Here is a 16,963-nt window from a genome sequence, read left to right as displayed (position 1 = left end):
CCGCCGGTGATTCACTCGATCGAGCACCTCGGATTGGGCATACTGCCGGTATCCGAAATCCGGGAGGGTCCGTGACGGCCAGTCGAAACACCGCCTTGGAGCGCGTCCAGGCCCTGCTCGAGAAGCCGGCGAAGACCGACGACGGGTTCCTCGACCTGCTCGGCCCCGCACCCCAGGCCGGCCCGCCGACCGGGCTCACCCAGCGCCTGATGCGCACGACCCTGCTCCCGCGGGTCTACGAGCGGTACTGGCGCCCCGCCCTCGGCCGCGCGCTGAAGGGCCCGTTCGGGCCGAGCATGGCGGGTGAGGTCCGGCTCGCCACCGAGCTCCTCCGGCCGAAACCCGGGCACACCCTGCTCGACGTCGCCTGCGGCACCGGCCGGTTCACGCGCGCGTTCGGCGCGGCCGTCGGCCCGGACGGGCTCGCGATCGGCCTCGACGGTGCGCGCTCGATGCTCACCAAGGCCGTCGCCGAAGGCGGTCCGGACACCGTCGCCTACCTGCGCGCGGACGCGGTGCGCCTGCCGTTGAAGGCGTCCACTGTGGACGGCGTCTGCTGCTTCGCCGCGCTCCACATGTTCGCCGAGCCGGAGACGGCCTTGGACTCCTTCGCGCGGGTACTGAAACCGGGCGGCCGGATCGTGCTGCTGACGAGCGCCCGCCGTGGGTGGCAACCCGCGCGGGTCGCGGAGTCCGTCGGCGGGATCGTGAGCGGGCAGCGGATGTTCGACCGCGGCGAGATCGCCGCGAGCCTGCGCGCCCGCGGCTTCACCGAAATCACCGAACGGTACGCCGGCGTCACGCAGATCGTGGCGGGCCTGCTGGGCTGAGCGCCGCGGACTGTCGGGGGTGGCGGTTAGCATCGCCCCATGACCCACGCCGATCCCGTCCCGCCCGACGACAGCTACCTGCGTTCCCTGGTCGAGGCCACCGCCGACGCCGTCGCGGCCGCCGAACCGCTGTCCTCGCCCCACCGCGGCGCGGACGAGGCGACGCGGGCCGAGGTGACCGCCGCGGTCGAGCGCAGCTCACCCGATCTGGTGGCGTTGAGCCAAGATCTCCACGCGCACCCCGAAGAGGGCTTCGCCGAGCACCGCTCGGTACGAGCCCTGGCGGACCTCCTGAACCGCCACGGGCACGAAGCGACCGTCGGCGTCGGCGGACTCGACACCGCACTGCGGGTCAGCACGCCGGGAACAGGTCCGCACATCGCCGTCCTCGCCGAGTACGACGCGCTGCCCGGCCTCGGTCACGCGTGCGGCCACAACATCATCTGCACCACCGCGGCGGGCGGCTTTCTCGGAGCGGCGACGGTCGCCGAGCGGCTCGGCGGCCGCGTCAGCCTGATCGGCACTCCCGCCGAAGAAGGCGGCGGAGGCAAGGAGATCCTCGCCCGCGCCGGCGTGTTCGACGACGTCGACGCGGTGATCATGCTGCACCCGTTCAGCCACGACATCGCGCTGCACCCGTTCCTCGGCCGCCGCCAGCTCGAGATGGTCTTCCACGGCGTCGGCGCCCACGCGAGCGCCCAGCCGTTCATGGGCCGCAACGCGCTCGACGCCGCCGTCGCCGCGTACCAGGGCGTCTCGGCGTTGCGCCAGCAGCTTCCGCAGAGCGACCGCGTCCACGGCGTGTTCACCGACGGCGGCGCGCGGCCGAACGTCATCCCGGCCCGTGCCGCGCTGCTGTTCTACCTGCGGTCCCAGAGCCCGGACACCCTGCGCGACCTCGCCGCCCGCATGACGTCGATCGCCGAAGGCGCGGCGGCGATGACCGGCTGCGGCGTCGAGCTGATCTGGGACGCCCAGGCCGCGTACCTGCCGATCCGGTTCAACACCGCGCTCGCCGGGCGCTGGTCGGTCAACCAGGTGGTCGCCGGCCGCAAGCCGCTCCCGCCGGGCATCGTGCCGGAGTCGCTCACCGGGTCCACCGACCTCGGCAACCTGTCGTACCGCATGCCCGCGCTGCACCCGATGCTGGCCGTCTCGGGGCCGACGGTCGCGTTGCACACCAAGGAGTTCGCGGCCGCGGCCGGCTCGGAGACCGGCGACGCCGGCGTCCGGGACGGCGCGCTGGGGCTGGCCCTGACCGCCGCGGACTACCTGGGCGACGCCGACCTGCGGCAGGCGGTGCACGACGAGTTCGAAGCGGCGGGAGGTGCCCTCGACGTCCCTTCGTTCTTCGCCTGACGCCTGAGGATTTCCTGAGTTTTCTCAGCTGATTCTTCTCAGCAAAGCCTGAGGTGTTTCCACAGGTTGTTCACAAGCACGGGCGCGAATCTTGTTCCATGACCGAGAACGAGAGTCGGCCCGGCCCCGCCTCACCCGGTGGGCACCAGCCGCACCACAGCACCCAGCAGTACGGGCCGTACGCGCAGTACGGCTACCAGCAGCAGGCCGCGCCGAATCCGCTCTTCACCCCGCCCCAGTCTCCCGGCCCCCAGGCGCCCACGGCGCTGAAGACCAAGCCGCGCAAGGGCGGCCGCGTCGCGATGATCGTCAGCGCGACCGCCCTCGGCGCCGCGCTGGTCGGCGGAGTCGGCGGCGCCGCGATCGTCGGGCTGACCGCGAACTCGGCGGACGGCACGACGACGTCGGTGAGCACGCCGGCCGCCAGCGGGCAGACGGTCTCGAACTCGACCTCCGGCGACGTCAGCGGCGTCGCCGCGAAGGTGACGCCGAGCGTCGTCCAGATCAACGTCACCACCGACCAGGGCGAGGCCATCGGCTCCGGCGTCATCCTCACCTCGGACGGCCGGATCCTGACCAACGCGCACGTCGTCGACGGCGCCCGGAACGTCGTCATCACGACGTCCGACGGCACGAAGTACCAGGCCAGCGTGGTCGGCGCGGACACCAAGGCGGACATCGCGGTGGTCCAGGCGAAGAACGCCAGCGGCCTGACGGCGGCGTCATTGGGCGACTCGAGCAAGCTGGTCGTCGGCCAGGAGGTCGTCGCGATCGGCTCGCCGGGCGGGCTGCAGAACACCGTCACCACCGGCATCGTCAGCGCGCTCAACCGGAACCTGTCCGACATCGGCGAGGGCCAGCAGCAACCGCAGTCGCCGTTCAGCCGCACATCGAACCAGTCCGAGGATTCGCCGAGCTACACCGCGATCCAGACGGACGCCTCGATCAACCAGGGCAACTCCGGTGGCGCGCTGGTCGACGCCCAGGGCAACGTGATCGGCATCAACTCGGCGCTCTACAGCCCCACCGCGTCGGCCAACGGCTCGGCGGGCAGCGTCGGGATCGGCTTCGCCATCCCGATCAACGACGCCAAGAAGATCGTCGACCAGATCGTGAACAACTAGGACGCGGGCGGACCGCGGTCGGGGCGGTCCATCCAGTCCACCCGCTTTCGGGGAGCGGTGGACACCGCCGAAGGCCGTTTCGAGAGTCAATCGGGGGCTCTCGAAACGGCCTTCGTGCTGGTCAGAGACTGTAGGTCAAGGTCAAGCAGTGGTCGTCGCCGTCGATCTCGATGTCCGCCTTCCCGGTGATACCGGTCAGCTCGCCCGCCCCGGAACCGGGGAGGATCGTCACCGTCATGCCGGACTCCTCGCCGGCGGTGTGGTGCAGGACGAAGCTGCCCTTCCGGCCGTCGACCGCGACCTCGAGCCGCTCGAAACCGACGTACGCGCGCGAAGTCGCGTTGTTCGCCGTCAGGAGCTCGACCTTGCTGGTCCCCTCGACCGCCCCGGTGAACGTCTTGGTGATCGCCACCCGGGCGAACTCGTTGCCGGCGAACTCGTCGGTCGCCTGGGGCTCCCACTTGTCGACGGTGAACGACGCGGTGGCGGTGCTGGTCATGGTGTTCCCTTCCTCGATGTGGACACCAGCGTCCCAGCCATACCTGACAGCTTGCGTCAGGTTTTGTCAGCGCCTCCGATTTCCGAACAACCCCCGCGTGATCTCCCGGCCCAGTGCGCTCGCCGCGGACCGCATGAACGACTTGACGGCCGGGTTCTTCATGGCGGACTCGACGAAGCCGGGCTCGTCCTTCGCCGGTGCGGGCGCCTCGGGAGCAGCCTCCGGCGAAGGAGCAGGCGCGGCGGCGACCTTCGCGGCCAGCTTCTCGTAGGCCGACTCCCGGTCGATCGTCTCGGAGTACTTCGCGTGCAGGTCCGACGAAGCCACGGCGGCGGCGACGGCTTCATCGCCGAGCGAGCCCATCTTCGACCGCGGCGCCCGCAACCGCGTCCACGCCACCGGCGTCGGCGCTCCCCGCTCCGACAGCACCGTGACGATCGCCTCGCCGATGCCCAGCGACGTCAACGCCGTGTCGAGCTCGTAGAACTTCGTCTTCGGGTAGGTCTTGACCGTCTTGGCCAGTGCCGCCTGGTCGTCCGGCGTGAACGCACGCAGCGCGTGCTGGATCCGCGCGCCGAGCTGGGAAAGCACGGCGTTCGGGACGTCCGTCGGCAGCTGCGTGCAGAAGAAGACGCCGACGCCCTTCGACCGGATGAGCTTGACGGTCTGCTCGATGCGCTCGAGGAACGCCTTCGACGCGTCGGCGAACAGCAGGTGCGCCTCGTCGAAGAAGAAAACCAGCTTCGGCTGGTCGAGGTCGCCCTCCTCCGGCAGCTCCTCGAACAGCTCGGCCAGCAGCCACATCAGGAACGTCGAGAACAACGCGGGCTTCGCCTGCAGGTTGTCCAGCTCCAGCAGCGTCACGACGCCCTTGCCCTCGGCCTGGCGCATCAGGTCGTGGACGTCCAGCTCGGGTTCGCCGAAGAAGTCCTCACCGCCCTGGGCCTCCAGATTGGACAGCGCCCGCAGGATCACCCCGGCCGTGGCCGCGGAGACCCCGCCGATGCCCTTGAGGTCCGCCTTGCCCTCGTCGCTGGTCAGGTGCGTGATCACCGACCGGAGGTCCTTCGTGTCCAGCAACGCCAGCCCGCGCTGGTCCGCCCAGTGGAAGATCAGCCCGAGCGTCGACTCCTGCGTCTCGTTCAGCCCCAGCACCTTCGCGAGCAGCACCGGCCCGAAGCTCGTGATCGTCGCCCGGACCGGCGCCCCCTTCCCGCCGGTGCCCAGCGAGAGGAACTGCACCGGGAACGCCGACCCGGCCCAATCGTCGCCGAGCTCCTGAGAACGCTTCGCCACCTTGTCGTTCGGCTCCCCGGCCGCGGCGAGGCCCGACAGATCACCCTTCACGTCCGCCAGCACCACGGGCACCCCGGCAGCCGACAACTGCTCCGAGATCAGCTGCAACGTCTTGGTCTTGCCGGTGCCGGTCGCCCCCGCGACCAGCCCGTGCCGGTTCAGCGTCGCCAACGGCAAGCGCACCGCAGCCGTCGCGTCCGCCTGCCCGTCGATCACCACCGCACCCAGCTCCAGCGCGGCACCCTCACTCGCATAACCAGCGGCGATCTCACTCGCCGGCGAATCCTGCACGGTCACTGTCCCGCTCCCCGATCTGTGTCCCACACCACATCCGAACCCGGCTTCGCGAGCGTAACGCGCCGTACGCGCAGGTAACGCCCCTCATATCCCCGTGTCGGGTTAGGGTCACCAGGTGACCGACCGCCTAGTCTGGATCGACTGCGAGATGACGGGGCTCGACCTCGGCAAGGAAGCGTTGATCGAAATCGCCGCCCTCGTCACCGACGCGGAGCTGAACGTGCTCGGCGACGGAGTCGACATCGTCATCCACGCCGACGAGGAAAAACTCGCCGGGATGCCCGAGGTCGTCCGCGAGATGCACGCCCACTCCGGCCTCACCGAAGAGGTCCGCCGCTCCACCGTGACCCTCGAAGAAGCCGAACGCCGCGTCCTCGAGTACATCCGCGAGCACGTCCCCGAATCCGGCACCGCCCCGCTCGCCGGCAACTCCATCGCCACCGACCGCGGCTTCATCGCCCGCGACATGCCGGCCCTCGACGCCCACCTCCACTACCGCATGGTCGACGTCTCCTCCGTCAAGGAGCTCATCCGCCGCTGGTACCCGCGCATCTACTACGCCAAGCCGGAAAAGGGCCTCGCCCACCGCGCGCTCGCCGACATCAAGGAATCCATCGGCGAACTCGACTACTACCGGCGCGTCGCCTTCGTCCCCCAGCCCGGCCCGACCAGCGACGAAGCCAAGGCCGTGGCCGCTGAAGTGCAGGAACAGCACCAGAGGTAACCCCCTGCAACCCGCTCGGGGGCACCCGCTACGATTGCTGACAGCAAGGTGATCGTCAGTGGATCCCCTTGGCGATGGTGGGCGTAGCTCAGCTGGTAGAGCACCTGGTTGTGGTCCAGGAGGTCGCGGGTTCGAAACCCGTCGCTCACCCCATCACCCCGACGTGTTCGGGCCCTATCGGGCCCTCCCGCCGTCGGGGTTTCGCCTTTTTGTGGGGGTCGAACCCCCACACCCCCGCCGGGGGCACGCCCCCGGACCCCCGTCCCGCGTGGTCACCTCGTTCCGCCGTTGGTGGTAACACTCACGACCGGATGGCTCAGCGTGCGAGCGGCCGGATGTCGATGCACCGTGGTCGGGTGGCACGTTCAGCACCCAGGATTCGCGGCCGGAAGAAGAAGCTGCGGTACGAGGACATCACCGTCGTCGACCAGTCGCTGCTCAAGCGCGCGGTCGGGGCCGCCGCGCTCGGCAACGCCATGGAGTGGTTCGACTTCGGCGTCTACGCCTACATCGCCGACACGATCTCCGAGGTGTTCTTCCCCGCCAGCGTCGCCCCGGGCGTGCGGCTGATCGGGACCTTCGGGGCCTTCACCGCCGCCTTCCTCATGCGGCCCCTCGGCGGCCTCGTCTTCGGGCCGCTGGGTGACCGGATCGGGCGGCAGAAGGTCCTCGCCGTCACGATGATCATGATGGCGATCGGGACGCTCTGCATCGGGCTGATCCCGTCCTACACCACCATCGGGGTCTGGTCACCCATCCTGCTCGTCGTCGCCCGGATGGTGCAGGGCTTCTCCACCGGCGGCGAGTACGGCGGCGCGACCACCTTCATCGCCGAGTACTCCCCCGACAAACGACGCGGGTTCATGGGGTCGTGGCTCGAGTTCGGCACCCTGTCCGGGTACGTGCTCGGCGCGTCCGTCGTCACCGGCATGAAGGCCTGGGTGCCGCACGAAACGCTGCTCGACTGGGGCTGGCGCGTCCCGTTCCTGGTCGCCGGGCCGCTCGGCGTCATCGGCCTCTACATGCGGCTCAAGCTCGAAGAGACCCCGGCGTTCCAGAAGCACGCCGAGGAAGCCGAGAAGCGCGGCCGCACCGGCGAGCCGTTCTGGAAGATGTTCACCGAGTACTGGCCCGCGCTGCTGATCTGCGTCGGCCTGGTGCTCGTGTTCAACGTCACCGACTACATGCTGCTGTCGTACATGCCGACGTACCTGTCCGAGCAGCTGCACCTCGACGCCACCCACGGGCTGCTGCTGATCATCGTCGTCATGGTCGTGATGATGCTGATCATCATGGTCGGCGGCCGGATCACCGACCACGTCGGGCGCAAACCGGTGATGATGGCCGGCTGCCTCGGGTTCCTGGTGCTGTCCTGGCCGCTGATGCTGCTGGTGCACGACGGCGGCCTCGTCCTGACCTTCCTCGGCCTGATGGGCCTCGGCCTGCTCCTGCTCTGCTTCGAGGTGTCGATGCCCTCGGCGCTGCCCGCGCTGTTCCCCACCGCCATCCGGTACGGCGCGCTGTCCATCGCGTTCAACATCTCGGTGTCACTCTTCGGCGGCACGACCCCGCTGGTGATGCAGGCGCTGATCGCCACGACCGGCCACGACTACTGGCCGGCCTGGTACCTGATGGCCGCCGGCGCGATCGGCGCCGTCGCGGTGTTCTTCAGCCGTGAGACGGCGAACCAGCCGCTCTGGGGCTCGGGCCCGTCGGTGTCGACGGAAGCCGAGGCGCGGGAGCTGGTCCGCGACTCGGGTTAGTTCGCCGCCGTCCGCCACTCGTCCCAGGACAGCTGCCAGACGCTCCAGCCGTCGGTGGGCTCGAGCTTCGGGCCGCCGCTGTTCTGGACGGTGACGATGTCACCCTTCTTGGACGTGTCCATCAGCCACTTCGTGTTCTCGGGCGAGAGGTTGAGACAGCCGTGGCTGACGTTGCTGTGACCCTGCTGCCGCACCGACCACGGCGCGGAGTGGTAGAAGATGCCGCTGTAGGACAGGCGCACCGCGTACTGGACGAAGGTGCGGTAGCCGCCGGGCGCGTCTTCGGGGACGCCGTAGGTGCCGGAGTCCATCGTGTAGCCGGTGTGCTCGCTCATGACGGTGTAGGTGCCGGCGGGCGTGTTGTGGCCTGGCTTGCCCATGGAGGTCGGCATGGTCTTGACCTCCTTGTCGTTGACGGTGACCGTCATCTGGTGGGTACCGCCGTCGGCGACGGCGACGAGCTTGTCGCCGACGGTGCCGGTGATGGTCTTGTCCTCCCGGCCGTAGCTCCCGCCGCCGAGCGGCTTGCCGTAGACGGCGGCGTCGACCTTGATCTTGGTGCCGCTCTTCCAGTAGTCCTTCGGCCGCCAGGTCACCTGCTTGTCGCCGGACCAGCGGAAGGCGCCCTCGGTGGCCGGCTCGGCGGTGATCTTGAGGGCCTTCTCGGCCGCGGCCTTGTCGGTGACGTTGCCGGTGAAGGTGAAGATCAGCGGCAGCCCGACCCCGACGGTCTCGCCCTCGTCGAGGTTCACGGACACGCCGAGCTGCCGGGCGGGCTTGACGGTGCGGAAGGTCGACTCCGCGGTGACCGGCTTGCCGTCGGTCCCGGTCGCGGTCGCCGTCAGCTGGTAGGTCTTGTTGTAGCCGAGCGGCTCGGCGGAGTCCCAGCCGGAGCCGTCGGCGCGCGCCTTCCCGGCGACAACCTTGCCGTCGGTACCGGTCAGCTTCACCTCACCGACCTTCCCGTCGGCAACGGTGACGCTGACGGGCTCCCCGGGCGCGACGTCTTTCGCATCCTTCGCCGGGCTCACCGTGAGCACGGCGGCCTTCGGCGCGGGCCGCGACGCGGAAGAGGACGGCGCCGGCGGAGGCGCCGGTTCACCCGAAGGACTACTGCTGCAGCCGGCCACCGTGAGGCCGATCACCCCCGCAGCCACCAGCAGCCGCAGCCTCATCCCGGTCGAACCCCTCATGCCCACCCGCCTGTTTCGCCGTCGATGTCCGACTACAGTGTGCCCGACCAGCCGGGACACCGGTGCGGCAATGCCGGAACCCGGTTAGGGGGACCCCCCTGAAACAGGCCCCGGAAGCGGGTGCTAATCTTTTCCACGTCGCCGAGGGAAACCCCGGCAGACACCGGCGCCATTAGCTCAATTGGCAGAGCAGCTGGCTCTTAACCAGCGGGTTCGGGGTTCGAGTCCCTGATGGCGCACCCCCACTCCCCAGGTCTGATTCTCTTAGGCCTGGGGATTTGTGGTTTCCGGACGGCGATCGTCCGCTTCCTCACTGTCTACTGTGGTCTCCTGCGAACCCGAGAATGCCGGGGTCCCGGCCTTTCGCGGATCGCTCCGGCACAAGTCCTCCTCGGCCCAGTCGTCACCGAGTCCTTGGCGTCGTCCTGGCGGGCACCGGCGTCAAGGTAGGCGCGATTCCGGCGCTTGGCTGTCGCGGACGGCGCGGGCCAGCAGGGCGAGAGCCGACTGGGAGGGCGAGCCCGGTTCGCTCGTCGCGACGACCAGCGTCTGCTCGGCCGCGTGCGCGGGGGTCATCGCCTGCTGGTGGACCACCACGTCGCCGACCAGGGGGTGCCGCATGGCGTACTCCGTGGCCGTGCACGCCTTGACTCGGTGGTCGGCCCACCACGCGGCGAATTCGGGGCTCTTCGTGACGAGCTCGCCGATCAACGCGTTGAGCAGCTGGTCGTCACCGTGGCGGCCGGCGGTCAGGCGCAGGTTGCCGACGACCGCCTTGGCCTTTGCGGTCCACTGTGGATACAGCTCGCGGGTGTGCGCGTCGAGGAAGACCAGCCTGGTCATGTTGGGGCGGTCGGCGGGCCGGGCGGGCGCGTCGAAGTCGAGGTGGCCGGCGAAGAACGCGTGGCCCAGCCGGTTCCACGCGAGGACGTCGGTCCGTCGCCCCAGCACGATCGCCGGGACGTCGCCCAGCCCGTCCAGCAGCTGCTTCGTCGCCTCGTGCACCCGCTCGGCCGGAGGGCGCTTCACGGTTCGGCGGCGACGGGGCCGGGCGAGCACCCGCAGGTGTTCGTGCTCGTCGGCGTCCAGGCGCAACGCCCGGGCGATGTTGTCGACCACCTCGTCGGAGGCGTTCGCCGACTGGCCCTGCTCGAGCCGGATGTAGTAGGACGCGCTGACGCCGGCCAAGCTCGCCACCTCTTCCCGGCGCAGCCCGGGCACGCGCCGGCGCTCGCCGTACGTCTCCAGCCCGATGTCGTCCGGGCGCACCCGCGCGCGCATCGCCTGCAGGTACTCGGCCAGCTGCCCTTGATCAGCCATAAGGCCAGTATGCGTCACCGGCGGCGGCCGCAGCCTGACCCTGCGAGGGGTAGGAAGCCCCGGGTCTGGCTCGGCACGGTCCGGGCCGGAGAACCTGGACGAAGCCGCCGCGGGGCGGCTCACGAGAGAAGTCCAGGAGATCCCCGAACATGACCACGAGCAGCCGTTCGCAGGTCCTCACCGCCGAGCCGCCCGGCGAGTCTCGTTCGTCGCCGACGGGATCGTCCTATGGCGCCTCGGATGGACCCCCTGCTCGGGCTGGCCCGCTGGCTGCACGGACGCACCCGCCGCGGCGTGAACCGGACTCCCCCGAAACCCGAAGGATCGCCATGACCGACCAGATCACCCTGGGAGACGTCACCGTCACCCGGATCACCGAGTACTACGGCTCGGTCGAGATGACCCCCGCCGAGTTCTTCCCCGACAGCCCCGAAGGGTCCTGGCAGGACCACCGCGACTGGCTGGCCCCGGACTTCTGGGATCCCGAGACCAACGAATGCCGGTCGGCGATCCAGACGTGGCTGCTGCGCAGCGGAGGCCGCACGATCCTCGTCGACACCGGCGTCGGCAACCACAAGGAGCGGCCCTACTCGCCCGTCTGGAGCCACCTCGACACCGGTTTCCTCGGCACGCTCGCCACCGCCGGCGTGCGACCCGAAGACGTCGACCTCGTCGTCAACACCCACCTGCACGTCGACCACGTCGGGTGGAACACCCGCCTGGACGGGCGCACCTGGGTGCCGACCTTCCCCAACGCGACCTACCTGATGCCCCGCCGCGACTTCGACTTCTGGAACCCCGCCAACGACCACCGGCCCCGCCTCGGGCGCGGAAACCAGAACGTCTTCGAAGACAGCGTCGCCCCCGTGCACGAAGCCGGGCTGACGCAGCTGTGGGACGGCTCACACCGCATCGACGCCGACCTGCGGCTGGAACTCGCTCCGGGCCACACCCCGGGGTCGTCCGTGCTGCACCTGGAGTCCGGCGGGGACCGCGCGCTGTTCGTCGGCGACCTCGTGCACACCGCCCTGCAGATCGCCGAGCCGGAGACCAACTCCTGCTTCTGCGAAGACCCCGCCGCCGCCCGGGCCACCCGACGCGCACTGCTCGGCCAGGCCGCCGAAACGGGCGCACTCGTCTTCCCCGCCCACTTCGGCGGCCACGGCGCCGCCCAGGTGAAGCGCGACGGCGCCCGGTTCGCCATCGCGGACTGGGCCGGCTTCCCCCGCAGCGCCTGACCCGAGAGGAATTCCCTTGCCAGCCGACCAGAATCCCGTCGTGCGGACGCCGGTGGGTGCCGTCCGCGGTCTCCGCGACGCCTTCGGAGAGCGCTACCGGGCCATCCCGTACGCACTGGCGCCCACCGACGCCCGCCGCTTCGGCGAGCCGGCGCCGCACCCGGGGTGGTCCGGCGTCCGCGACGGGACCGGGCCGGGACCGACCGCGCCCCAGCCGGCCCGGGACTTCGGCCGCCTCGACATGACCCCGTACTTCGGGCCCGGCTGGGTTCGCGGCGCGGATTACCTCACCGTCGACGTCCGGACGCCCGCGGCCGACAGCGGGCAGCGCCCGGTCATGGTCTTCGTGCACGGCGGCGGATTCGTCACCGGATCCGCCCGCGCCGCGCTCTACGACGGCCGGGCCTTCGCCCGCGACGGCGTCGTCATCGTGACCGTCCAGTACCGGCTCGGCGTCCCCGGATTCCTGGCGCTCGAAGGCGCCCCGGACAACCGGGGCCTGCTCGACGTCCTCCTGGCGCTGCGCTGGGTCCAGGACACCATCGCCTCGTTCGGCGGCGACCCCGGCAACGTCACGGTGTTCGGCCAGTCCGCCGGTGCCACGCTCATCGGCAGCCTCCTCGCCACTCCCCAGGCGAAGGGCCTGTTCCGGCGCGCGATCATGCAGAGCGGCAGCGGCACCGGGGCGTTCACCCCCGAGCAGGCCCGGCGGGTCACCACCGCGGCGGCCGCCGCGCTCGGCATCGCACCGACGGCCGAAGCCTTCGCCGACATCCCGGACGAACGCTTCCTCGAGGTGCTGCCCGCACTGTCCGGGTTGGACCTCCGCACGGACACCGCCACGGACCCCCTCGCCGGCCTGAGCCCGTTCAGCCTCGTCCTGCCCGCGCAGCCTGCCGACTCACTCTCGTCAGGGCCGGCAGGCCAGGTCGACCTGCTGATCGGCACGAACACCGAAGAAGGGCGCCTCTACCTCGTCCCCCAGGGAAAGCTGGACAGCTCCACCGAGGCCGACGTGCTCGCCCTCGCCACGGCCACCGGCGCGGACCCCGAGGCGGCACCGGGCACGGCACCTCCCGGAGAACTGCGGTCGAAGCTGCTCGGCGACGCCCTGTTCGGCACCGGGACGGCGCGCATGGCCGACGCCCACGCGCGCCTCACGGCGGGCCGCACCCACGTCTACTCGTTCGGCCACCGCTCCACCGCCTTGGCCGGTCGCCTGGGCGCCACGCACACCGTCGAGCTGCCGTTCGTCTTCGACCTCGCCGACGAGCCGTGGCTGCACGGCGAAACCGGCCTGCTCGGCCCCACCCCGGCACCCGGAGACCTCGCGAAGCGCATGCACCGCGCCTGGACCGACTTCGCGGCCACCGGCGACCCGGGCTGGCCGCCGCACACGACATCCGATCCGGTCACGCACCGGTTCGGCACCTGACGACGCCCTCTCGCGGTGACCTTCGCGGACGTCCCCGACAGGGGATTACTTCAGCGCGCGTCCACATTGGTCCACTCTGGCTCGGTGAACAGCCGCGACTTTTCGGGGTGGCCATGCCGACCGCCCCGAGCAGACCGGCGAGGCGACGTGACCGCCTCGCGTCAGCCGGTGGCGGACTGGTAGTCGGCCGGACGCTCAGGCGTTCGCGTAGCCCGGAACCCGGTCACGGATCCGCTGCAGCTCGGCTTCGTCGGAGATGCCCTGGAAGTCGTAGCGGGGCGTGTACGGCCGCTCGAGGGCGGCGATCTCCTCGCCGGTGAGTTCGAGGTCCGCGGACGCGATCGCGTCGTCGATCTGGGTGATCGTGTTGGCGCCGACGAGCGGTGCGGAGACGACCGGCTTGCTGTGCAGCCAGGCCAGGGCGACCTGGGCGCGGGTCGCCCCGCGCGCGTCGGCGATCGCGCCGACCGTGTCGATGATCGCGCGGTCGGCCTCGGCGGTGAACGGCGGGTAGAGCAGGTCCGCGTAGCCACCGTCCGTTTCGGCTCGGGCCGTCGACTTCGCGGCGTCCCACGGACGGGCCAGCCGGCCGCGGGCGAGCGGGCTCCAGATGATCGTGCCGACGCCCTCGTCGAGGCAGAGCGGGATCATCTCGCGCTCCTCCTCGCGGGCGAGCAGGTTGTAGTGGTTCTGCATCGACACGAACCGCGCCCAGCCGTGCTGTTTCTGCAGGTGGAGGGCCTTGGCGAACTCCCAGGCACGCATCGAGGAGGCGCCGAGGTAGCGGACCTTGCCGGACTTGACCAGGTCGTGCAGGGCTTCGAGGGTCTCTTCGAGCGGGGTGCCTTGGTCGTTGCGGTGGATCTGGTAGAGGTCGATGTAGTCGGTCCCGAGCCGGCGCAGGCTGTGCTCGACCTCGGTCATGATCGCCTTGCGGGACAGGCCCTTCCCGTTGGGGCCCGGCCGCATCGGGTGCCGCAGCTTCGTGGCGATGACGACGTCGTCCCGGTCCGCGAAGTCCTTGAGGGCGCGGCCGAGGATCTCCTCGCTGGAGCCGTAGGAATACATGTTGGCCGTGTCGAAGAAGTTGATGCCGGCCTCGAGGGCGTGCTTGACGAGCGGGCGGCTGGCGTCTTCGTCCAGCGACCAGACCGGGTGACCGCGGTTCGGGTCGCCGTAGGTCATCGCGCCGATGGCGATCGGGGAGACGTCGAGTCCGGTGGTGCCGAGCTTGGTGTAACGCATTGTGCTCCTCTAAAGTGTTCTGGAGAGGTCTCCACATACGGTAGCGGAGAGGTCTCCGGATAGCAAGGACGGCACATGGTTCGCTCGGACGCCCGCGAAAACCGGGCTCGCATCCTGCAGGTCGCTCGCGAAGCCTTCGCCGAGGGCGGTGACACCTCGATGAACCAGATCGCGCAGCGTGCCGGCGTGGGGCCGGGCACGCTGTACCGCAACTTCCCGACGCGGGAGGCGCTCATCCTGGCGATCTACCAGCACGAAGTCGACCGGCTCATCGAGTCCGTCCCGAACCTGCTGGCCACGCTGCCGCCGTTGGAGGCACTGCGGGAGTGGACCGTCGACCTGGTGGCCGCGATGCGGAAGAAGCACGGTCTCGGCGACGCGCTGAGCCCCGGCGCGCACCAGGCGATCACCGAGCAGACCTACGGCCCCGTCATCGGCGCCATCACGCAGCTGCTCGACGCGGGCAAGAGCGACGGCACCATCCGCGCGGACGCCGATCCCCGGGATTTCCTCCAGCTCACCGGCGCCCTCTGGCGGGCGGCTTCGGGACCGGAAGACCGCTCGTCGTCGATGCTCGCTCTCATCCTCGACGGACTGCGCCTTTCACGCCCCTGACCTGTGGGCGAGAAGAGCCGCAAGCAGGATGACGCCCACCGCGGTCAACAGCGTGGCGGTTGTCGAGGCGATCTCGACCATCCAGCCGGCCAGCGCCGTGCCCGCCGAGGTCGCGGCCAGGCCGGTTGCCGTCAGGACCGTCGCCGTCGCGGCCAGGGCGCTTGGCTCCGTGCAGGTTTCCGCGTCGGTGAAACAGCGGACCGAGATGGCGCCGATCGACAATCCCGCGACGAAGATCCACGGCGCCAGGACCGGCACCGCGGGCGCCGTGGCCGCACCCGCGAGGGTGACCGCCAAGGCGAGCAGGAGCGACCTCGCATGGCGCTCACCCCGGGTCCACGCGCCGTACAGCGTTGCCCCGATCAGGCTGCCCGACGACAGGAGTGCGTAGAGCAGCCCCACGCCGACCGGTGACCCGCGTTCGGTGACGAACGCGGCGCAGGACACCTGCAGCAGGCCGACCGCCATGCCCTGGAGCGCGATCACGGCCGCGGCCAGGCGCACCCCCGCGATCGTCAGCGGACGGAGGAAGCCGCGACGTCCGACCGGCGTCGGCTGCCACGCACGGGCCGCGCGGCTCAGCCCCACGGCGAGCGAGCCGGCGAGCGACAGGCCCGCCGCCGTCACGATCACGACGTGGACCGTGGAGATCCGCATCAGGCCCGAGAGCACGAGCGGCCCCAGCACGACCGGCAGCTCGAAGAGGATCGAGGACAGGGCCGAAGCCGTGGGCCGGTGCTCCGGGCCGACCAGCGACGGCCACATCGCGCGCAACGCGCCGCCCACCTGCGGTTCGCCCAGTCCCGCGACGAAGGCGAGCGCGCCGAGCAGCCGGGGTGCGCTGCCCGCCGACGCCACCGCGGCGATGACGACCAGCACGGACACCTGCACGCAGGACGCGACCAGCACCACCGGCCGGGGGCCGGCCCGGTCGATCAGCTCGCCTTGGCCGAGGATGCCCAGCCCGGTGCCGACCCCGAAGACCGCCACCACCGCCCCCGCGACGGCGAAGTTGCCGCTGCTCTGCCGCACGAGGATCAGCAGGGAGAGCCCGAGGATGCCGATGGGAACCGACGCGACCGCGGTGCCCAGCGCCGGCAACGCCACCCCCGGCAGGCGCAGGACCGTTCCGTAGGTCTTCAGCCGACGGCTCAGCTCGCGCAGCCGGCCCGCCGATCCCCCGGTCACGAACGCGCCTTCAGGAAATCACCGGTTCGAGGTACCGGTCGTAGACCGCCTGCAGGCGGGCCTGCGCCAGCTTCGCCCGCCACGGCTTGGTGGGCCCGCACAGGTGCAGCACCGACGATTCTTCCGGCTGCCAGCCCGCCGCGTTCGCCGAGTCGTTCTTGACGGTTTCGCCCACCATGTAGTTCCAGCGTTTGGCCAGGGTGAAGATCGTGCCGCGGAGCACCTTGTTCAGGGCGTCCTGGTCCGGATAGTTCAGGACACCGGCGTTGGCGGAAAGCTCGTCGACGATCTTCTCGGTGATCTTGTCCGCATTCCACCTCGCCCGGTCGACGAGGATCACCCCCGAGTTGTAGTAGGGCCGCGCTCCGGGGTCGATGACGTTCTCCGACACGTACCGGTCGACCACCATGCCGGCCGTGCAGTCCCCGATCGGGGTGCGGGCCAGTTCGGAAAGGTCGTCCAGGACGAGGGTGTCCGAATCGAGGTAGACGAGAATGTTCGCCGACTCGGCCAGGACCTGCGGCGCCAGGCATTTCAGGAACATCACCGGCGTCACGTGGGCGGCTTCGTGGTGCGCGGAAAAGAACCGCAGCGGACTCGTCACGGTCGTGAACCGCACCAGAGCGCTGGGGAACTGCCCGCTGATCAGCTGCCGGTCCTCATCCGAAAGACCGTCGGTCAGGATGTGGACCGCCGTGGGCGGGTCGCTCAGGTGCGCATCGACCGACCGGAGACACACCGCGGTCGGCAACGCGTATCCGGAGTCGCAGGCGAGAACCAAGGACCAAGGCGGGTTCATCGTTATCCGTCCGTTCAGGAGGCCGGGGGTGTCCGCAC

At 70.4% G+C, this 16,963-nt stretch carries 15 protein-coding genes and 2 tRNA genes; 10 read left to right on the top strand and 7 right to left on the bottom strand.

What is annotated here, in order from left to right; translation table 11 throughout:
* The first annotated feature begins 71 nt into the window (after positions 1–71).
* The 3 genes from ACH54P_RS40710 to ACH54P_RS40700 all read left to right on the top strand — a co-directional run bounded on the left by ACH54P_RS40710 (position 72) and on the right by ACH54P_RS40700 (position 3,313).
* On the top strand, positions 72–830 hold the full coding sequence (locus ACH54P_RS40710) for a class I SAM-dependent methyltransferase (protein ID WP_489908618.1): 759 nt from the start codon (positions 72–74) through the stop codon (positions 828–830).
* Positions 831–869: 39 nt separating this feature from the next.
* Complete coding sequence (locus ACH54P_RS40705) at positions 870–2,189, top strand: M20 family metallopeptidase (RefSeq protein WP_489908617.1); 1,320 nt, start codon at positions 870–872, stop codon at positions 2,187–2,189.
* Between the two features lie 98 nt (positions 2,190–2,287).
* Complete coding sequence (locus ACH54P_RS40700; protein WP_489908616.1) at positions 2,288–3,313, top strand: S1C family serine protease; 1,026 nt, start codon at positions 2,288–2,290, stop codon at positions 3,311–3,313.
* Between the two features lie 121 nt (positions 3,314–3,434).
* Here ACH54P_RS40700 and ACH54P_RS40695 read toward each other — a convergent pair whose 3' ends face one another.
* On the bottom strand, positions 3,435–3,812 hold the full coding sequence (locus ACH54P_RS40695; RefSeq protein WP_489908615.1) for a DUF3224 domain-containing protein: 378 nt from the start codon (positions 3,810–3,812) through the stop codon (positions 3,435–3,437).
* Positions 3,813–3,878: 66 nt separating this feature from the next.
* Positions 3,879–5,405, bottom strand: a complete 1,527-nt coding sequence (locus ACH54P_RS40690) for a helicase HerA-like domain-containing protein (protein WP_489908614.1) — start codon at positions 5,403–5,405, stop codon at positions 3,879–3,881.
* Between the two features lie 115 nt (positions 5,406–5,520).
* Between ACH54P_RS40690 and orn the strand changes: the two genes are divergently transcribed.
* The 3 genes from orn to proP all read left to right on the top strand — a co-directional run bounded on the left by orn (position 5,521) and on the right by proP (position 7,892).
* Entirely contained in the window at positions 5,521–6,129 is a 609-nt protein-coding gene (gene orn, locus ACH54P_RS40685; protein ID WP_489908613.1) for an oligoribonuclease, read from the top strand.
* Between the two features lie 77 nt (positions 6,130–6,206).
* Positions 6,207–6,282 (top strand) — tRNA-His (locus tag ACH54P_RS40680).
* 182 nt (positions 6,283–6,464) lie between these two features.
* Positions 6,465–7,892: a glycine betaine/L-proline transporter ProP gene (gene proP / locus ACH54P_RS40675; protein WP_489916922.1), complete on the top strand. Its 1,428-nt coding sequence runs from the start codon at positions 6,465–6,467 to the stop codon at positions 7,890–7,892.
* Here proP and ACH54P_RS40670 read toward each other — a convergent pair.
* Positions 7,889–9,085, bottom strand: coding sequence for a L,D-transpeptidase (locus tag ACH54P_RS40670; protein ID WP_489908612.1), 1,197 nt, complete (start codon positions 9,083–9,085; stop codon positions 7,889–7,891). The two genes, proP and ACH54P_RS40670, sit on opposite strands and share 4 nt — an antisense overlap.
* A gap of 166 nt (positions 9,086–9,251) precedes the next feature.
* On the opposite strand from ACH54P_RS40670, the gene ACH54P_RS40665 reads away from it, so the two are divergent.
* Positions 9,252–9,324, top strand: a tRNA-Lys gene (locus ACH54P_RS40665).
* A gap of 202 nt (positions 9,325–9,526) precedes the next feature.
* On the opposite strand, the gene ACH54P_RS40660 is transcribed toward ACH54P_RS40665, so the two are convergent.
* On the bottom strand, positions 9,527–10,405 hold the full coding sequence (locus tag ACH54P_RS40660; protein WP_489908611.1) for a helix-turn-helix domain-containing protein: 879 nt from the start codon (positions 10,403–10,405) through the stop codon (positions 9,527–9,529).
* Between the two features lie 329 nt (positions 10,406–10,734).
* Here ACH54P_RS40660 and ACH54P_RS40655 point away from each other — a divergent pair, with 329 nt between their 5' ends.
* Together ACH54P_RS40655 and ACH54P_RS40650 are read left to right on the top strand one after the other, a co-directional pair.
* Positions 10,735–11,643 carry an MBL fold metallo-hydrolase gene (locus ACH54P_RS40655; protein WP_489908610.1) on the top strand — a complete coding sequence of 303 codons (909 nt, stop codon included), beginning with the start codon at positions 10,735–10,737 and terminating at the stop codon, positions 11,641–11,643.
* Between the two features lie 40 nt (positions 11,644–11,683).
* Entirely contained in the window at positions 11,684–13,078 is a 1,395-nt protein-coding gene (locus ACH54P_RS40650) for a carboxylesterase/lipase family protein (RefSeq protein WP_489908609.1), read from the top strand.
* A gap of 195 nt (positions 13,079–13,273) precedes the next feature.
* Here the strand turns inward: ACH54P_RS40650 and ACH54P_RS40645 are convergent, their stop codons facing one another.
* On the bottom strand, positions 13,274–14,323 hold the full coding sequence (locus tag ACH54P_RS40645) for an aldo/keto reductase (RefSeq protein WP_489908608.1): 1,050 nt from the start codon (positions 14,321–14,323) through the stop codon (positions 13,274–13,276).
* 75 nt (positions 14,324–14,398) lie between these two features.
* Here ACH54P_RS40645 and ACH54P_RS40640 point away from each other — a divergent pair, with 75 nt between their 5' ends.
* The gene (locus ACH54P_RS40640) at positions 14,399–14,938 is read left to right on the top strand and encodes a TetR/AcrR family transcriptional regulator (RefSeq protein WP_489908607.1); all 540 of its coding nucleotides are present in this window, start codon (positions 14,399–14,401) and stop codon (positions 14,936–14,938) included.
* Here ACH54P_RS40640 and ACH54P_RS40635 read toward each other — a convergent pair.
* Both ACH54P_RS40635 and ACH54P_RS40630 read right to left on the bottom strand, forming a co-directional pair.
* Entirely contained in the window at positions 14,927–16,126 is a 1,200-nt protein-coding gene (locus ACH54P_RS40635) for an MFS transporter (RefSeq protein ID WP_489908606.1), read from the bottom strand. The genes ACH54P_RS40640 and ACH54P_RS40635 overlap by 12 nt on opposite strands.
* Before the next feature lie 10 nt (positions 16,127–16,136).
* A complete protein-coding gene (locus ACH54P_RS40630; RefSeq protein WP_489908605.1) occupies positions 16,137–16,925 on the bottom strand; it encodes a glycosyltransferase family 8 protein in 789 nt (262 codons plus the stop codon).
* Positions 16,926–16,963: the final 38 nt, after the last annotated feature.

It is taken from the genome of Amycolatopsis sp. N2S4-7, from assembly GCF_058119595.1.
Note: the sequence above shows the minus strand (reverse complement) of the source record. Positions and strands in the feature narration are given on the sequence as shown.

Coding starts and splice junctions, on each gene's coding strand:
- ACH54P_RS40705 (WP_489908617.1), top strand. CDS start 870: ATGACCCACGCCGATCCCGTCCCGCCCGACGACAGCTACCTGCGTTCC.
- ACH54P_RS40700 (WP_489908616.1), top strand. CDS start 2,288: ATGACCGAGAACGAGAGTCGGCCCGGCCCCGCCTCACCCGGTGGGCAC.
- ACH54P_RS40695 (WP_489908615.1), bottom strand. CDS start 3,812: ATGACCAGCACCGCCACCGCGTCGTTCACCGTCGACAAGTGGGAGCCC.
- proP (WP_489916922.1), top strand. CDS start 6,465: ATGTCGATGCACCGTGGTCGGGTGGCACGTTCAGCACCCAGGATTCGC.
- ACH54P_RS40670 (WP_489908612.1), bottom strand. CDS start 9,085: ATGAGGGGTTCGACCGGGATGAGGCTGCGGCTGCTGGTGGCTGCGGGG.
- ACH54P_RS40660 (WP_489908611.1), bottom strand. CDS start 10,405: ATGGCTGATCAAGGGCAGCTGGCCGAGTACCTGCAGGCGATGCGCGCG.
- ACH54P_RS40655 (WP_489908610.1), top strand. CDS start 10,735: ATGACCGACCAGATCACCCTGGGAGACGTCACCGTCACCCGGATCACC.
- ACH54P_RS40645 (WP_489908608.1), bottom strand. CDS start 14,323: ATGCGTTACACCAAGCTCGGCACCACCGGACTCGACGTCTCCCCGATC.
- ACH54P_RS40640 (WP_489908607.1), top strand. CDS start 14,399: ATGGTTCGCTCGGACGCCCGCGAAAACCGGGCTCGCATCCTGCAGGTC.
- ACH54P_RS40630 (WP_489908605.1), bottom strand. CDS start 16,925: ATGAACCCGCCTTGGTCCTTGGTTCTCGCCTGCGACTCCGGATACGCG.